16 protein-coding genes and 1 pseudogene are annotated in these 15,975 nt (G+C 68.7%); 8 read left to right on the top strand and 9 right to left on the bottom strand.

The genetic code is table 11. The features are described 5' to 3' along the window. The 4 genes and pseudogenes from J0I47_RS14930 to J0I47_RS14915 form a co-directional block, all read left to right on the top strand. A pseudogene (locus J0I47_RS14930) lies at window positions 1–261 on the top strand (chemotaxis protein); the annotation flags it as partial. Between the two features lie 148 nt (window positions 262–409). Beyond that, the gene (locus tag J0I47_RS14925; RefSeq protein WP_294047752.1) at window positions 410–1,108 is read left to right on the top strand and encodes an SDR family oxidoreductase; all 699 of its coding nucleotides are present in this window, start codon (window positions 410–412) and stop codon (window positions 1,106–1,108) included. An 88-nt stretch (window positions 1,109–1,196) separates the two neighbouring features. Continuing rightward, window positions 1,197–2,129 (top strand): 50S ribosomal protein L11 methyltransferase, encoded by a 933-nt coding sequence (locus tag J0I47_RS14920; protein ID WP_294047768.1) that lies wholly within the window; start codon window positions 1,197–1,199, stop codon window positions 2,127–2,129. Then, complete coding sequence (locus tag J0I47_RS14915) at window positions 2,126–2,635, top strand: hypothetical protein (protein WP_294047751.1); 510 nt, start codon at window positions 2,126–2,128, stop codon at window positions 2,633–2,635. Before J0I47_RS14920 ends, J0I47_RS14915 begins: the two co-directional genes overlap by 4 nt. On the opposite strand, the gene phhA is transcribed toward J0I47_RS14915, so the two are convergent. Then, window positions 2,596–3,480 (bottom strand): phenylalanine 4-monooxygenase, encoded by an 885-nt coding sequence (phhA, locus tag J0I47_RS14910; protein ID WP_294047750.1) that lies wholly within the window; start codon window positions 3,478–3,480, stop codon window positions 2,596–2,598. The genes J0I47_RS14915 and phhA overlap by 40 nt on opposite strands. 81 nt (window positions 3,481–3,561) lie before the next feature. Between phhA and J0I47_RS14905 the strand changes: the two genes are divergently transcribed. Then, window positions 3,562–4,314 carry an alpha/beta fold hydrolase gene (locus J0I47_RS14905; RefSeq protein WP_294047749.1) on the top strand — a complete coding sequence of 251 codons (753 nt, stop codon included), beginning with the start codon at window positions 3,562–3,564 and terminating at the stop codon, window positions 4,312–4,314. On the opposite strand, the gene J0I47_RS14900 is transcribed toward J0I47_RS14905, so the two are convergent. Both J0I47_RS14900 and J0I47_RS14895 read right to left on the bottom strand, forming a co-directional pair. Then, on the bottom strand, window positions 4,287–4,556 hold the full coding sequence (locus J0I47_RS14900; RefSeq protein WP_294047748.1) for a hypothetical protein: 270 nt from the start codon (window positions 4,554–4,556) through the stop codon (window positions 4,287–4,289). The genes J0I47_RS14905 and J0I47_RS14900 overlap by 28 nt on opposite strands. A gap of 9 nt (window positions 4,557–4,565) precedes the next feature. Continuing rightward, window positions 4,566–5,570: a glycerophosphodiester phosphodiesterase gene (locus J0I47_RS14895; protein ID WP_294047767.1), complete on the bottom strand. Its 1,005-nt coding sequence runs from the start codon at window positions 5,568–5,570 to the stop codon at window positions 4,566–4,568. 140 nt (window positions 5,571–5,710) lie between these two features. Here J0I47_RS14895 and J0I47_RS14890 point away from each other — a divergent pair, with 140 nt between their 5' ends. The 3 genes from J0I47_RS14890 (at window position 5,711) to J0I47_RS14880 (ending at window position 9,518) form a co-directional block, all read left to right on the top strand. Then, the gene (locus J0I47_RS14890; protein WP_294047747.1) at window positions 5,711–7,912 is read left to right on the top strand and encodes a xanthine dehydrogenase family protein molybdopterin-binding subunit; all 2,202 of its coding nucleotides are present in this window, start codon (window positions 5,711–5,713) and stop codon (window positions 7,910–7,912) included. Window positions 7,913–8,017: 105 nt separating this feature from the next. Beyond that, entirely contained in the window at window positions 8,018–8,938 is a 921-nt protein-coding gene (locus J0I47_RS14885) for an XdhC family protein (RefSeq protein WP_294047746.1), read from the top strand. Beyond that, window positions 8,925–9,518, top strand: coding sequence for a nucleotidyltransferase family protein (locus J0I47_RS14880; RefSeq protein WP_294047745.1), 594 nt, complete (start codon window positions 8,925–8,927; stop codon window positions 9,516–9,518). Before J0I47_RS14885 ends, J0I47_RS14880 begins: the two co-directional genes overlap by 14 nt. 76 nt (window positions 9,519–9,594) lie before the next feature. On the opposite strand, the gene J0I47_RS14875 is transcribed toward J0I47_RS14880, so the two are convergent. From J0I47_RS14875 to scpA, 6 genes are all read right to left on the bottom strand, one after another. After that, a complete protein-coding gene (locus J0I47_RS14875) occupies window positions 9,595–11,715 on the bottom strand; it encodes an acetyl/propionyl/methylcrotonyl-CoA carboxylase subunit alpha (protein WP_294047744.1) in 2,121 nt (706 codons plus the stop codon). Then, window positions 11,712–11,972 (bottom strand): DUF2442 domain-containing protein, encoded by a 261-nt coding sequence (locus J0I47_RS14870; RefSeq protein ID WP_294047743.1) that lies wholly within the window; start codon window positions 11,970–11,972, stop codon window positions 11,712–11,714. The genes J0I47_RS14875 and J0I47_RS14870 overlap by 4 nt, the downstream gene beginning before the upstream one ends. Then, a complete protein-coding gene (locus J0I47_RS14865) occupies window positions 11,956–12,189 on the bottom strand; it encodes a DUF4160 domain-containing protein (RefSeq protein WP_294047742.1) in 234 nt (77 codons plus the stop codon). The genes J0I47_RS14870 and J0I47_RS14865 overlap by 17 nt, the downstream gene beginning before the upstream one ends. Beyond that, window positions 12,189–13,181, bottom strand: coding sequence for a biotin synthase BioB (gene bioB, locus J0I47_RS14860; RefSeq protein WP_294047741.1), 993 nt, complete (start codon window positions 13,179–13,181; stop codon window positions 12,189–12,191). Before bioB ends, J0I47_RS14865 begins: the two co-directional genes overlap by 1 nt. After that, window positions 13,178–13,639 carry a DMT family transporter gene (locus tag J0I47_RS14855; RefSeq protein ID WP_294047740.1) on the bottom strand — a complete coding sequence of 154 codons (462 nt, stop codon included), beginning with the start codon at window positions 13,637–13,639 and terminating at the stop codon, window positions 13,178–13,180. Before J0I47_RS14855 ends, bioB begins: the two co-directional genes overlap by 4 nt. Before the next feature lie 79 nt (window positions 13,640–13,718). Then, window positions 13,719–15,857, bottom strand: a complete 2,139-nt coding sequence (scpA, locus tag J0I47_RS14850) for a methylmalonyl-CoA mutase (protein WP_294047739.1) — start codon at window positions 15,855–15,857, stop codon at window positions 13,719–13,721. Between the last annotated feature and the right edge of the window lie 118 nt (window positions 15,858–15,975).

The raw sequence follows: 15,975 nt of genomic DNA, 5'->3' as shown, positions 1-15,975 counted from the left end.
AGCGAAGTGCAGGAATCGGCCAACCGTATCCGCTTCGCGATGGAGGCACAGGCGCAGACCGTCACCGCGATCACCGCCGCCGTCGATGAGACCGCGCTCGCCGCCGACTCCATGTCCCACACCATCGCCACCATCCGCGAGGATACCGAAGGCGTCGCGACCGCGATCGATCGCGTCGGCCAGGGTTTCGACACGCTCGACGGCCAGCTCGGTGGCCTCAAGGAAAGCGCCGCGGAGTTCGTGACCAAGGTCGCGGCCTGAATCCCTCTCCCTGTGGGAGAGGGTCGAGGCGCGTAGCGCCGAGGGGTGAGGGCCAAGTCGAAAGCGTTTCGACCCAGCCCTCACCCTGTCGCGCCTGCGGCGCGCCTTCCCTCTCCCAAAGAGAGAGGGACTTGAGTATCGCCTCCACATGACCACCATTCTCCTCACCGGCAGCAGTCGCGGCATCGGTGCCGCGACCGCCGCCACGCTGTCCGCCGCCCCCGACGTGACGCTCGTCGGCCACGGCACCGCCAGCGGCATCGCCGCCGACTTCGCCGACCCCGCCGGTCCGCGCACGCTGTGGGACGCCGCCCTCGCCAAGCTCGGCCACATCGACGTGCTCATCAACAATGCCGGCGTGTTCGAAGCCAATCCGATCGACCATGCCGACGACGCCTGGGTTGCCGCGTGGGAGCGGACGATGCGGATCAACCTGACCGCCAGCGCCGAACTGTGCCGCTTCGCCATCCGCCACTGGCAGGAGCGCGAGGCGCCGGGCCGCATCGTCAACGTCGCCAGCCGCGCCGCCTATCGCGGCGACAGCCCGGCGCACTGGCATTATGCCGCATCCAAGGCCGGCATGGTCGCGATGACCAAGAGCATCGCGCGCGGCTATGCGAGTCACGGCATCCTGGCTTTCGCGGTCTGCCCGGGGTTCACGATGACCGGGATGGCGGAGGATTATCTGGCCAGCCGTGGCGGCGACAAACTGCTCGCCGACATTCCGCTCGGTCGAGTCGCCGATCCTGGCGAAGTGGCCGACGCCATCGCCTTCTTCGCGCTGCACGCGCCGCCGAGCGCGACCGGCGCGGTGCTCGACGTCAACGGGGCCAGTTATGTCCGATAGCCAGCAACCGCCGGCGATCGGACCGGCCGGCGACGCGGCCACGCCAGCGTCGGCCGACGGCCCGGCGACGGCCGGGTCGGCTGAGCAGATCGATAGCTGGAAGACCACCCTGCCCTGTACCCGCGCCGAAGCCGAGGCGATCGATGCCGCCGGCGACGTCGCGATCGACGCGGTGCTGATGACCAGCGAGACGATCGAGGACGACCGTGAGACGTGGCGGCTCGACGCCTATACCGAAGACCGGCCGGATGCCGCGATGCTCGCCGCGTTGCGCGCGCTGGTGCCGAGCGCGGGGACGGTCGAACCGGTGATCGAGCCGCTGACCGCCGCCGACTGGGTGACGATGAGCCAGGCGGGGCTCGAACCGATCGCGGAAGGGCGCTTCGTCGTCCATACCAGCGCGCATCCGGTCGCGCCGCCGCCGGGGGGCCGGGCGTTCCTGATCGATGCGGGGCAGGCGTTCGGGACCGGGCATCATGCGACGACGAGCGGGTGCCTGGCGATGCTCGACGGGCTGGCGGATACGCCGTTCACGAACATCATCGACATCGGCACCGGCACCGGCCTGCTCGCCTTCGCCGCCCGGCACCTGTGGCCCGACGCACGGGTGACCGCGACCGACATCGATCCCGCCGCGATCACCGTGACGGCGGAGAACATGGCGACCAACCACGTCGCCGCGATCGACCTGATCGTCGCCGACGGCGCGCTCGACGACCGCATCACCGCGCGCGCGCCCTACGACCTCGTCATCGCCAACGTGCTGGCCGGGCCGCTGGTGTCGATGGCGCCCGAACTCGCCGCGATCGCCGCACCGAACGCGACGATCATCCTGGCTGGCCTGCTCGACACGCAGCGCGCGCAGGTGGTCGCGGCATATCGCGCGTGCGGCTGCTCGCTCGAGGCGGCCGACCAGCGCGGCGACTGGACGATCCTGCGGCTGACGGCCGGCGCGGCGCGCTACGTCCCAAGCAAGCCGATCGACCCCAAGGGCCGCGACGGCTGGGCACTCGACCTGTGACGACCTTCGCCTATCATCGCAGCCTCGGCCCGATGATCGGCGTGATTTTGGCGCTCGGCGTGATCGAAACGACGGTCGTGCACCTCGTCGCCAGCGTCTATTGGGGGTGGAAGGTCGCGCTGCCGCTCGGTGCGATTGACCTTGCGATGATCGTCGCGCTCGTCGCCTTGCTGGTGTCGTTCCGCCGCTGCCCGGTGGAGCTGACCGACACGCACCTGACGATGCGCGCCGGCCGGCGCCGCACCGTGTCGATCCCGATCGACCGGATCGCCGGGTTCCGCGCGTCGTGGAGCCAGGCCGACGTCAAGGCACGCGACGTCGCCAATCTGGCGCTCGTCGCGTGGCCGAACGTCTTCATCGATCTGACGGAGCCGGTCCGGACGGGCCGCCGCGTCGTATCCGGCGTCGCGCACAAGCTGGACGACCCGGTGGCGTTCCGGGCCGCCATCGACCGCGCGATCGCGAATCAGCCGAGCACCGCCGCCCCGCCCTTCGCAGTCGCATAGGCCTGCGTCCCGCGCGTCACGACCATGTCCTCGGGCAGGATTTCGGCGATGCGGATGTCCGGTTGCCCCTTCAACGCCTCGTACAGCGGCGCGAAGTCGGTCTCGACGGTCAGGCGGAGCAGTTCGTCGAAGCTCGGGATGACGAAATAATTCTGCTGGAAATCGTCGATCCGGTATTCGGTCCGCATCACTCGCGCCAGATCGAAGCCGATCCGGTTGGGACTGTCGCTGTCGAGCGCGAACTGCGATTCGGCGTAGCTCGACACGATGCCCGAGCCGTAGATGCGCAGCCCCTCCGGCTCCTGGATCAGGCCGAACTCGACCGTGTACCAATAGAGCCGGCCGAGATATTTGAGCGCGTCCATCCCCAGCGCGCGCTGCCCGCCGCGGCCGTACGCCGCCAGATAATCGGCGAACACTGGGTCGGCGAGCATTGGGACATGGCCGAACACGTCGTGGAAGACGTCCGGCTCCTGCAGGTAATCGAGCTGGTCGGGGCGGCGGATGAAGTTGCCGGCAACGAAGCGGCGGTTGGCCATATGGTCGAAGAACACGTCGTCCGGAACGAGTCCGGGCACCGCCACCACCTGCCACCCGGTCAGCTTCATCAGCCGGTCGCTGAGTTCCGCGAAATCGGGGATGCCGGGCTTCGACAGCTTGAGCACGTCGAGCCCGCGCAGATACGCTTCCGACGCGCGACCGGGGAGCAGCTTCGCTTGGCGCGCGAACAGCGTGTCCCAGGTGGCATGCTCCGCCGCCGTATAGTGCGCCCAGTCCTGCGGGATCGTCCAGTCAGGCGCGGCCTCGGGCGGGGGCGTGTCCAGCGTGTGCGTATCGGTTGCCATTGCAACTACCTATCACGCTCGCGAGCGGGAGCGAAATAGCGGCGATTGGCGTTGACCGCGGATTGCTGTAACCGATCTGTCATGATCCACGCCGCCATCGCTCAGCCTTCGTCCCACCGGGCCCCGTCGAAAGCCCGCCTCGCCGCCGAATTGCCGCGCGGGGCGTGGACGTTGCTGACGCTGCCGAGCCATTGGTCGCGGCTGAAGCAGGCGCCGCGCGGTGACGGGCGGCCGGTGATGCTGATCCCCGGCCTGTTCGACAACGATGCCGCGATGGGGCTGATGCGGCGTTATCTGACCGGGCTCGGCTATACCGTGCGCGGCTGGGGGCTGGGGCGGAACATCGGCGCCCGCGCGACGGGCAGCGACGCCGAGTTGCTGGTCGAACAGGTCGCCGCGTTCCATGACGAGACGGACGAGCCGGTCACCCTGGTCGGCGTCAGCCTGGGCGGGATCATGGCGCGGCTGGTCGCGCATCGCCGGCCCGATCTGGTGCGCGAAGTGGTGACGGTCAGTTCGCCGTTCGCCGGCGATCCGCGCGCGACCAACGTGTGGCGCGCGTTCGAATGGCTGACCGGCGAGAAGATCGACGACCAGTCGGTGGTCGCGCGCCGCCTGACGCTCGCCGAGCGCCCGCCGGTTCCCGCGACCGCGATCTGGAGCGCGAGCGACGGTCTGGTCAACGGCGCGATCTGCCATGCCGAAGGCGAGCCATCGATCGAGATCCGCGCCTCGCACATGGGCGTGCACATCCATCCGCAGGCGCTCCGCGCGATCGCCGAGACGCTGGCGGGCGGCGCCGACCGTCAGTCGGTCGGGCGATTGCCGTCGTAGGGATCGCAGTCGGCGGGGTGGCGACGACAGGCCGCATCCGCCTTGCGCCGTTCGCGCGTCTCGCGCTCCTCCTGCTTGCGCATCTTGCGGCCGCGATTGCGGTCGGCCTCCGACTGGCTGGTCGTGGTCCAGTCGACCACCTTCGACGTCACGCGCACCGGGGCGGTGACGATCGTGCCAACGGTGCCGAGGCACCCCCCGGCCAGCAGGGGCAGGATCAGGACGAGCGGCAGGGTACGCATACGAGACACCTATCTGGCGGTGACGTAAGTGTCGCGCGCCTGCACCCCGATTAGCGGGAAATCGGTGAAGAAACCGTCGATGCCGAGCGCGAGCTGGCGCCGCATCGCCGCCGCGACGTCGCCGTGCGCCTTGGGATCGTCGCCCGCGCGCAAGTCCGCGGGCAGGAAGAAATTCTCCGCACGGAACGTCCAGACATGGACGCGCAGGCCCGCGGCGTGGGCATCGGCGACCAGCCGGCTGGCAGTGCCGTCCTTTTCGACCATGTCCTTGTTCGGCCCGATCCCCCAGGCATAGGCCGCGACCGCTGTGAGGCCGGCGGGCGTCGCCATGTCGGCATAGCTCGCCACTGCCTTGTCGGCCGGACCCCCGCGCCCGTCCATCAACTGGATCAGCCGAATCTTCGTCAGCGAATGGAGCAGCTTCAGGTTGTCGACCTCGAAGCTCTGGATGAATACCGGCGCATCGGCCGAGTCCCAGCCGGCGGCGTGCAGCTCGGCGACCAGATGTCGCTCCATCGGCAAGCCGATCGACGCGAAATAGGTCGGATGCTTGGTCTCCGGATAGATGCCGATCGTCCGCCCGGTCTCGCGCGAGCGGCGCTTGGCGAGCGCGATGATCTCGGCCAGCGTCGGCACCGCGAATTTGCCGTCATAGGTGGCGTTGACGGGGCGCAGTTGCGGCAGGCGCTCCTTCGCGCGCAGCGTCTTCAGCTCGGCGAGCGTGAAATCCTCGGTGAACCAGCCGGTGTGCTGCTCGCCATCGATCGTCTTCGTCGTCTTGCGGCCGGCGAATTCGGGATGGTCGGCGACGTCGGTGGTACCGGTGATGTCGTTCTCGTGCCGGGCGACGAAGACGTTGTCCCTGGTCAGCACCAGGTCGGGCTCGATGAAGTCGGCGCCTTCGTCGATCGCCAGGTCGTAGCTCGCCAGCGTGTGTTCGGGACGTTCGCCGCTGGCGCCGCGATGCGCGATGACGATCGGGCGGGACAGCGACGGATGGGACGGGCCAGGCATCCGCTTATCCTGCCCTGCGACGAGCGGCGACGCCAGTGCGGCGGCGAACAGGACGAAAACCTTGCAAAGTTTCATGAGCGAGCCGATTTCCAAGCTGGTGCGGCACCGTATCCGCGATTTGTGACAGCGAGGCGAGCAGCGTGACCGAAATCGTGATGGACGCCCCCTATCGCCCGCACGCGCTCGACGCCGGTCAGCAAGGCGTGATCGGCCGGCCGCTGCCGCGCTACGAAGGGCCGCTGAAGGTCGCGGGCGGCGCGACCTACGCGTTCGAGGATGCGCCGCCGGGCACGCTGTACGCCCATATCGTCGGCGCGACGATCGGCGCGGGGACCGTGACCACGATCGACACGACGGCGGCCGAGGCGATGCCGGGCGTCGTCCGCGTGTGGGCCGAGCATCCCGACTTCAAGGCCAGCGCCGGCAATTCGAGCGAGCCGATGCCGAGCTGGACACGCGAGATCGACCATTTCGGCCAGCCGGTCGCACTGGTCGTGGCCGAGACGATCGAGGCGGCGCGCGACGCGGCGGCGGCGGTCGTGGTCGGCTATGCCGAACGGCCGGGCCGGTTCGATCCGCGCGAACAGGCCGTGATCGACGACCACGGCATCGGCTTCCTGCCCCGGATCGACAAGGGCGACGTCGAGACGGCGCTGGCCGCGGCGCCCGTCACGTTCGACGCGACCTATACCACCCCGCCGCATTTCCCCGCCGCGCTCGAACCGCATGCGACGACGGCATGGTGGGACGGCGACGCGCTGACCGTGCGCGGCTCGCTCCAGGTGCTGGGCGGCGCGCGGGCGACGATCGCGGCGGCGCTTGGCATCGACAAGGCGCAGGTCCGCGTGCTCGCGCCCTATGTCGGCGGCGGGTTCGGCGGCAAGACCGGGGTCGGGCCGGAAACGGTGCTGGCCGCCGTCGCCGCGCGCGAGCTCGGCCGCCCGGTCAAGATCGCGCTCCCCCGCCGCCAGACCGCCGCGCTCGTCCATCATCGCGGCGAGACGGTGCAGCGCGTGCGGATCGGCTGCGATGCCGACGGGCGGATCACCGCCTTCGCGCACGAAAGCGTGACGTCGCAGAAGGATAACAAGGGCTTTCTCGAGCCGGTGCCGTTCGGCACACTGCCGCTCTATGCGGCCGAGCATCGCCGCTTCACGACCGCGCTCACGCGAGTCGACCTGCCCGCGTCGGGCGCGGTGCGCGCGCCGGGTGAGGCGGTCGGCACCTTTGCGGTCGAATGCGCGATGGACGAGCTGGCCGAGCAGCTCGGCCTCGACCCGATCGAACTGCGCCGCCGCAACGAGCCCGCGACCGACCCGACGACCGGCAAGCGTTTCACCACGCGGCTGATGCTCGATTGTTATGACGAGGGCGCGCGGCGGTTCGGCTGGGATCGGCGCGATGCGACGCCGGGCGCGGTCCGCGACGGCGAGTGGCTGGTCGGCATGGGCATGGCCGCCGCGTTGCGCGGTAACTTCACCGTCAATTCGGAAGCGCGCGTCACGCTGACATCGGAAGGCCGCGCGGTGATCGAAACCGACATGACCGATATCGGCACCGGCACCTACACGATCCTGGCGCAAGTCGCGGGCGAGATGCTGGGCCTGCCGCTGTCGGCGATCGACGTGCGGCTGGGCGACACCGACCTGCCGCCGAGCGCAGGGTCGGGCGGGTCGTTCGGCGCGGGCAGCTCGGGCTCGGCGGTCGCGCTGGCGTGCGAGGACATCCTGGCCGAACTGGCGCTCCGCATGAACGCCGCGCCCGAGGAACTGGTGCTGAAGGACGGCATCGTCAGCGCCGGCAAGCGCACCGCGCCGCTCATCGACCTGGTCGACAAGCCCATCGTCGCGACCGGCAAGATGGGCCCGGGCAAGGAAAGCAAGGCGACCAGCCAGGCCAGCCACGGCGCGCAATTCGCCGAAGTCGCGGTCAACGCCGTCACCGGCGAGGTGCGCGTCCGCCGGCTGCTCGGCGTGTTCGACGTCGGCCGCGTACTCAACGAAGCGACCGCGCGCAACCAGATGGTCGGCGGGATGATCTGGGGCATCGGCTATGCGCTGTCGGAGGAAGCGGTGGTCGACACGCGCACCGGCCAGTTCGTCAACCCGGACTTCGGCGAATACCACGTCGCGGTCAGCGCCGACGTGCCTAATGTCGAATGCCATTTCCTCGAAGCGATCGACGACAGCGCCAATCCGGTTGGTGCGAAGGCGGTCGGCGAGCTCGGCATCGCCGGGTCGGGCGCGGCGGTGGCGAATGCGATCTACAATGCCTGCGGGGTGCGCGTGCGCGATTTTCCGGTGACGCTCGACAAGCTGCTCGCGGGGTTGCCGCCGGTATGAGGGATAAGGCGCGTCATCCCCGCGAACGCGGGGACCCAGCTCCTCACGGTTCAGCGCGAGGCACGGGCACGAGATGGGCTCCCGCGTTCGCGGGGGTGACGAACAGTGTCCGATAACGACGCCGTCATCGCCGCCGCGCGAGACTGGAAGGGCGCGCCGCTGGCGCTCGCCACAGTGGTCTCGACCTGGGGATCGGCACCGCGCCCGCGCGGGAGCCACATGATCGTCCACCAGGACGGCCGGTTCGAGGGATCGGTGTCGGGCGGCTGCGTCGAGAACGACATCCTGACCACCGCCGCCGAGGTGATCGCGGGCGCGCCGTTCCAGCTCAAGCGCTACGGCGTCGCCGACGCCGCGGCGTGGGAAGTCGGCCTGCCGTGCGGCGGCGAGATCGCGGTGATGGTGCAGCCGATCGCCGCCGACGGCTTCGATCCCGAACTGTTCGACCGCATCGCCGAAGCCCGCGGCGAGGGTCGCGCGCTCGACGTCGTCACCGACCTCGACAGCGGCCAGTCGAGCCTGCGACCGATCGAAGGCGCCGCGTTCGTCAACCGCTACGACCCGCCGCGCCGCCTGCTGATCGTCGGCGCGGTCCAGATCGCGCAGGCGCTGGCCGGGCTGGCGCGCGAGCTCGGCATCGCGACCACTGTGATCGATCCCCGCGCGCGGTTCCTGACCGAGGAGCGCTTCCCCGGCGTCGCGCTCGACGATCGCTGGCCCGACGAAGCGGTCGCCACGCTCAGGCCCGATCCCGCGACCGCCGTGGTGACGCTGAGCCACGATACCAAGATCGACGATCCGGCGTTGCAGGCCGCGCTCGCCGCGCCGACCGGCTATGTCGCCGCGCTCGGCTCGCGCCGCAGCCATGCCGCGCGGCGGGAGCGTCTCGCGGCGCTGGGCGTTTCCGAAACCGGTCTCGATCGCATCGATGCCCCGGCCGGGATCGACATCGGCGCGATCGGCCCGGCCGAAATCGCGCTGTCGATCGCCGCCGCCATGGTCGGAGCCTTCCATGATCGTTCCTGAGAATACCGCCCTCGTCCTGCTCGCCGCGGGCAAGTCCGAACGCTTCGGCCTGTCCGACAAACTGACCGAGATGTTCCTCGGCCAACCGCTCGGTCTGCATGTCGTGACCGCGCTGGAGGCGGTGCCGTTCGCCAAAAGGATCGTCGTGAAGGACGGGGTGAAGCTGGACTATGCCGCGCGCGGATACGAGGTCGTCCACAATTTCGCGCCCGAACAGGGCCTGTCGCTGTCGGTCCGGCTCGGCATCCAGGCGGCGCGCGGGGAAGGCGTCGACGCGGTGCTGATCGCGCTGGCCGACATGCCGCGGATCACCGCGACTCAGATCCATCGCCTGTTCGAGGCGGAACACGGTCCCGACACCGTCGTCGCGTCGAGCGATGGGATCAGCCCCAAGCCGCCGGCCTTGTTCGGACGCGGCCGCTTCGACGCGCTGGAGGCGATGCAGGGCGACACCGGCGCGCGCGACATGGTGCTCGCGGGCCGCCACGTCGTGACGACGCCCGACGAGCTGATCGACGTGGATACGCAGGAAGAGCTGGAGGAACTGCTCGCCAAATTCGGGCAGGTGCGGGGGCGCTAATCGACCGTCGTTGCGAGCGGAGCGAGGCAATCCAGGTCGGACTTGGCATGCTTCGCCGCACTCGCAACGACGCCGCCTATTCGAGCTCCAGGATCACCTGATCGACCGCCAGGCTGTCGCCCGCCTTCGCCGCCACCGCCTTCACCGTCGCGGCCTTTTCGGCGCGGAGGATGTTCTCCATCTTCATCGCTTCGACCACGGCGAGCGGCTGGCCCGGCTGGACGCTGTCGCCTGCCGCCACGTCGAGCCGCACGAGCAGGCCGGGCATCGGCGCGATCAGGAACTTGGACAGATCGGGCGGCACCTTCTCGATCAGGTGCGCGGCATACGGCGCGACATGCGCCGGCAGGACGCGCGCGACATGGCTCGCGCCGCGGGTGGTCAGCTTGAAACCGCTCCGCGTCCGCGCGATCCGCACGGTCAGCTCCTGATCGTCGAGTTCGGCCGTCACGCTGCGATCGCCCGGCGTATAATCGAGTCCGATCGCCAGGTCGGCGCCATCCACGCTGATGCCGTCGGTCGAAACCGCGACGTCGTGGTCACGCCCGTCGATCCGCACCGTCCAGGCAGCCGGCGGCCGCAGCCGCTTGCCGAGCTGGCCGTCGATCCGCCGCGCGCGATCCGCCTCCGCCGTCGCCGCGAACGCCGCGATCGCCGCCAGCGCCTTCAGCAATTCCGCCGAGGCTGGCGCGCCGTGGAACCCGTCCGGATATTCCTCGGCGATGAACCCGGTGGTCAGCCGCCCTTCGCGAAAGCGCGGGTGCTGCATCAGCGCCGACAGGAAGTCGATATTGTTGCCCGGCCCCTCGATCTCGAACGCGTCGAGCGCCGCGACCTGCGCATCGATCGCCGCTTCGCGGGTCGGCGCCCAGGTGATGAGCTTGGCGATCATCGGGTCGTAGAACATCGACACCTCGCCACCCTCGGCGACGCCGTCGTCGACGCGGACGATGGCTTGGGGGTCGGCCGCCTCGCTTTCCCCGTCATTCCCGCGCAGGCGGGAATCCGGATCCGCAATGTCATCGGCTCCATCGACGACATGGGTTATGGATCCCCGCCTGCGCGGGGATGACGAGGATTGCGACGCATCGGTGGACTGGGGCGGATTGTACCGCACCAATCGCCCGATGCTCGGCAGGAAGCCGCGATATGGATCCTCCGCATAGACCCGGTTCTCGATCGACCAGCCGTTGATCCCGACATCGGCCTGCCCGAAACTCAGCTGCTCGCCCGCCGCCACCCGGATCATCTGCTCGACCAGATCGAGCCCGGTAATCTCCTCGGTCACCGGATGCTCGACCTGGAGCCGGGTATTCATCTCGAGGAAGTAGAAGCCCTGCCCCGTCGTATCGGCACCCGATACGATCAACTCGACCGTCCCCGCCGAATAATAGCCGACCGCGCGGGCCAGCGCGACCGCCTGTTCACCCATCGCCTTGCGCATCTCGGGGGACACGAACGGCGACGGCGCTTCCTCGACCACCTTCTGGTGGCGGCGCTGCACGCTGCATTCGCGCTCGTTGAGATAGACGATGTTGCCGTGCTGATCGCCCAGCACCTGGATCTCGATATGGCGCGGGCTTTCGATGAACTTCTCGATGAACACGCGGTCGTCGCCGAAGCTCGCCAGCCCCTCGCGCTTGGTGGCCTCGAACCCCTCGCGCACGTCCTGCTCGCTATACGCCAGCCGCATGCCCTTGCCGCCGCCGCCGGCCGACGCCTTCATCATCACCGGATAGCCGATGTCGCCGGCGATCCGCACCGCTTCGTCGGTATCGGCGATCTCGCCCAGGAAACCGGGGACGACGTTGACGCCAGCCTGCTTCGCCAGCTTCTTCGACTCGATCTTGTCGCCCATCGCCGCGATGGCGTTCGGCGGCGGCCCGACGAACGCGATGCCGGCGTCGGCGCAGGCGCGCGCGAAACTCTCGCGCTCCGACAGGAAGCCGTAGCCGGGATGGATGCAGTCCGCCCCGGTGATCCGCGCCGCGTCGAGGATCAGCTCGGCCTTGAGATAGCTCTCCGCCGCCGGCGCCGGCCCCAGCCGTACCGCCTCGTCCGCCATCAGCACGTGCGGGCTGCGCGCATCGGCATCCGAATATACCGCGACCGTCGCGATCCCCATCTTCTTCGCGGTCCGAAACACGCGACACGCGATCTCGCCGCGGTTGGCGACCAGGATTTTCTTGAACATCAATGCGTCCTCGGGGCTGGCGCGCCGCGGAGCAAGCCTTCCGTGCTCAGATCCTCGTCGATCTCGGGCCAGTGGATGCCGTAGCCACCGCCGGCGCGCTCCCAGACGGCGCGTTGCTCCGGCGTTGCGTGCAGCAAGCGCGGATACCAGGCGAGCGGCGCAGCGATCGTCCGGCCGTCCATCAGGTCGACGATCAGGCTGGCCGCGTCGAACCGGACGTCGAGCACGCGCTCGTCCGTTACCTTAGCCGAAATATTCATACCATGCCTCCAGCAACTTCTCGCGATGCTCCTCGACCATGGCGAGGATGTCATTGATTTCATGCGCGCGAAACCCGCGGCTCTTTGCCACTTCCACGAGTTGCAGCCAGACCTTGATCGTGGCCTCGCCGCGATCGACGTGCACGTGTGGCGGCTCGTTCGGCTCGTGGCTGTAGAAATAGAAGCGAAACGCTCCGATCCGCAGCACCGTCGGCATTACGCAGCCGCCTCAAGCACGCGCTGCTCCGCCGCCATCGGGCTCAGCCCGAGCTTCGCGAACAAAGCGGCATCCTTGTCCTCGCCGGCATTGCCCGCGGTCAGCAATTTGTCGCCGGTGAAGATCGAGTTCGCACCGCTGAGGAAACACAAGGCCTGGGTCGCGTCGCTCATGCTCTCGCGGCCAGCGCTCAGGCGCACCATGCTCCCTGGCATCGTGATCCGCGCGACCGCAACCGTGCGCACGAACTCGATATCGTCGATCTTGGCGAGCGGCGTGTCGGCGAGCATGTTGCCGAGCACCGTCCCCTTGACCGGCACCAAGGCATTGATCGGCACGCTCTCGGGATGCACCGGCAGGCTCGCCAAAGCATGGATGAAGCCGACACGGTCGCTCCGCGTTTCGCCCATCCCGACGATTCCGCCGCAGCATACGTTGATCCCGGCGTCGCGGACATTCTCCAGCGTTTCGATCCGCTCCTCGAAGCTGCGCGTCGAGATCACGTTCGCGTAATTCTCCGGCGAGGTGTCGATATTGTGGTTGTAGTAATCGAGCCCCGCCGCGCCCAGCGCCTCGGCCTGGCCGGACGTCAGCATGCCGAGCGTCATGCAGGTTTCCATTCCCATCTCGCGCACGCCGCGGATCATCTGCGTCAGCGCCGCAATGTCCTTGTCCTTGGGATTGCGCCACGCCGCCCCCATGCAGAAGCGCGTCGAGCCATTGTCCTTCGCTTGCGCCGCCGCTTGCAGCACCGCGCGGACGTCCATCAGCTTGGTCGCTTTCAGCCCGGTGTCGGCGCTCGCCGACTGCGAGCAATAGCCGCAATCCTCCGGACAGCCGCCGGTCTTGATCGACAGCAACGTCGACAGCTGCACCTCGTTCGCCGCGTGGTGCGCACGATGCACCTCGGCCGCGCGGAACACGAGTTCGGTGAAGGGCAGGTCGAACAATGCCGCGATCTCGTCGCGGGTCCAGTCGCTGCGGGGAGTCATCGCGGTTTCCTTGCCAGATAGACGCCGATCGCCATCACCGCGAGCCCGGCGACGCGGCGCAGCGTCAACTCGCTGCGGATCGCGCCGAACCAGCCGAAATGATCGATCGCGGCCGCCGCGACCAATTGGCCGAGCAGCACGAAGAACACGGCATTGCCGACCCCGATCCGCGGCGTCGTCCAGGTGATCGACAACAGATAGAACACGACCAGCACCGCGCCGGCGTAGAAATACCAGGGCACGCCCGTGAACGCCGCGCGCGCAGGCACGCCGCCCAGCGCCAGGATCGCCGCGGTCACCGCGAGCGCCAGCGCGAACAGGATCGTGCTCGCCGCGACCGGGCTCTGGAGATGCTGGCCGAGCCCGGCGTTCAGCGTCGCCATCAGCGGAATCCCCATCCCTGCCACGAACATCAGCGCGGCGAACGCGGTGAACGACGGCTGCGCCCCGCCGCTCATGCCAGCACCCCGATCTTGAGCAGGAACCCGCCCACGATCAGCAGCAGCGAAAGCGCGAACAGGGCGACGCGACCGGGGCTCATTCGGCGGCATCGCTTTCGGGCGCCATGTTGTGGCCGAGCAGGCGGAGCACGTCCTCCGCCGCCTTCACGAGGTTGGTGCCGGGGCCGAAGATCGCCTGCACCCCCGCCTCGCGCAGGAAGTCGTAGTCCTGCGCCGGGATCACGCCGCCGGCGATGACCTTGATGTCGGGGCGGCCGGCATCGCGCAGATGGCCGATCAGTTCGGGGATCAGCGTCTTGTGCCCGGCGGCGAGGCTGGAGGCGCCGACCACGTCGACGTCGCTTTCCAGCGCCAGCGCGGCGGCTTCCTTCGGCGTCTGGAACAGCGGGCCCGGCACCACCTCGAAGCCGAGGTCGCCGAACATGCTCGACACCAGATTGGCGCCGCGATCGTGTCCGTCCTGCCCCATCTTGGCGACCATGATGCGCGGCTTGCGGCCCAGCCGGCGCTCGGTCGAGCCGACCCCGGCGAGCAGATTGTCCCAGCGCGCATCGTCCTTGTACGCGCCACCATAAATGCCCTTCACCGGATTGGGCTTGGTCGCGTAGCGGCCGAACCCGGCCTCCATCGCCGACGAGATTTCGCCGAGCGTCGCACGGGCTCGGGCGCATTCCACAGCCAGCGCGAGGAGGTTGTCCTTGCCCTCGGCGCCCTTCTCCAGCGCCGCCAGCGCCGCTTGGCACGCGGCTTCGTCGCGGCCCGCCTTTACCTTGGCGATCCGTGCGATCTGCGCCTCGCGCACCGCGTGATTGTCGACGTCGAGGATGTCGAGATCGGCTTCCTCGGCGAGGCGGTATTTGTTGACGCCGACGATCACGTCCTCGCCGCGATCGACCCGGGCCTGGCGCGCCGCGGCGGCTTCCTCGATCATCGCCTTGGGCCAGCCGGCCGCGACCGCCTTGGCCATCCCGCCCTCGGCCTCGACTCGCTCGATGATCGCCCAGGCCTGGTCGACCAGTTCCTGCGTCAGCGCCTCGACGTAGTAGGAGCCGCCAAGCGGATCGACGACCTTGGTCATCCCCGTTTCCTCCTGCAGCACGATCTGCGTGTTGCGCGCGATCCGGGCGGAGAAGTCGGTGGGCAGCGCGATCGCCTCATCGAGCGCGTTGGTGTGAAGCGACTGCGTCCCGCCCAGCATCGCCGCCATCGCCTCGACCGTGGTGCGGATGACGTTGTTGTAGGGGTCCTGCTCCTGCAAGCTCACGCCCGACGTCTGGCAATGCGTGCGCAGCATCTTCGAGCGCTCGTCCTCAGCGCCCAGCTGAGTCATCACGCGGTGCCACAGCACCCGCGCCGCGCGCAGCTTCGCCACCTCCATGAAGAAGTTCATGCCGATCGCGAAGAAGAAGCTCAGCCGCCCGGCGAACTTGTCGATGTCGAGCCCCGACGCGACGCCGTATTTCACATATTCCATGCCGTCGGCGATGGTGAAGGCGAGCTCCTGCACCTGCGTCGCCCCGGCTTCCTGCATGTGGTAGCCGCTGATCGAGATCGAGTTGAACTTGGGCATGTGCGCCGAGGTGTAGGCGAAGATGTCCGAGATGATCCGCATGCTCGGCTCGGGCGGGTAGATATAGGTGTTGCGGACCATGAACTCCTTGAGGATGTCGTTCTGGATGGTCCCGTCGAGCTGCGACCGATCGACGCCCTGCTCCTCGCCGGCGACGATGAAGAAGGCGAGGATCGGGATGACCGCGCCGTTCATCGTCATCGACACGCTCATCTTGTCGAGCGGAATGCCGTCGAACAGGATCTTCATGTCGTCGATCGTGTCGATCGCGACGCCCGCCTTGCCGACGTCACCCGTGACGCGCGGATGGTCGCTGTCATAGCCGCGGTGCGTGGCGAGATCGAACGCGACGCTGAGGCCCTTCTGCCCGGCGGCGAGGTTGCGGCGGTAGAAGGCGTTGGAGGCTTCGGCGGTGGAGAAACCGGCATATTGGCGGATCGTCCACGGCCGCCCGGCATACATCGACGCGCGCACACCCCGCGTGAACGGCGCGAAGCCGGGCAGGCCGGGGTCCGACTTCACGTCGGCGGCGGTATAGAGCGGCTTGACCGCGATCCCCTCCGGCGTGTGCCAGGTCAGGTCGGCGCCCTTCACTTCCTTCGCGGCGAGGGTCTGCCAGTCGTCGAGGGTAGGTCTGTCAGCCAATGCAAACCTCCACCCCGGCGAAGGCCGGGGCCCAGTCGGGCGAACGGACGTAAGAAAGCGCAGCGCGAGACAAAGCAGACCTTCGCGACTGGGTCCCGGCCTTCGCCGGGGAGGCGTC

It is taken from the genome of Sphingomonas sp. (assembly GCF_017304635.1).
GTDB lineage: Bacteria > Pseudomonadota > Alphaproteobacteria > Sphingomonadales > Sphingomonadaceae > Sphingomonas.
Note: the sequence above shows the minus strand (reverse complement) of the source record. Positions and strands in the feature narration are given on the sequence as shown.

Coding starts and splice junctions, on each gene's coding strand:
- J0I47_RS14900 (WP_294047748.1), bottom strand. CDS start 4,556: ATGCGTACCCTGCCGCTCGTCCTGATCCTGCCCCTGCTGGCCGGGGGG.
- J0I47_RS14855 (WP_294047740.1), bottom strand. CDS start 13,639: ATGAGCGGCGGGGCGCAGCCGTCGTTCACCGCGTTCGCCGCGCTGATG.
- phhA (WP_294047750.1), bottom strand. CDS start 3,480: ATGGCAACCGATACGCACACGCTGGACACGCCCCCGCCCGAGGCCGCG.
- J0I47_RS14865 (WP_294047742.1), bottom strand. CDS start 12,189: ATGCCGACGGTGCTGCGGATCGGAGCGTTTCGCTTCTATTTCTACAGC.
- J0I47_RS14925 (WP_294047752.1), top strand. CDS start 410: ATGACCACCATTCTCCTCACCGGCAGCAGTCGCGGCATCGGTGCCGCG.
- J0I47_RS14895 (WP_294047767.1), bottom strand. CDS start 5,570: ATGCCTGGCCCGTCCCATCCGTCGCTGTCCCGCCCGATCGTCATCGCG.
- J0I47_RS14870 (WP_294047743.1), bottom strand. CDS start 11,972: ATGAATATTTCGGCTAAGGTAACGGACGAGCGCGTGCTCGACGTCCGG.
- bioB (WP_294047741.1), bottom strand. CDS start 13,181: ATGACTCCCCGCAGCGACTGGACCCGCGACGAGATCGCGGCATTGTTC.
- J0I47_RS14880 (WP_294047745.1), top strand. CDS start 8,925: ATGATCGTTCCTGAGAATACCGCCCTCGTCCTGCTCGCCGCGGGCAAG.
- J0I47_RS14905 (WP_294047749.1), top strand. CDS start 3,562: ATGATCCACGCCGCCATCGCTCAGCCTTCGTCCCACCGGGCCCCGTCG.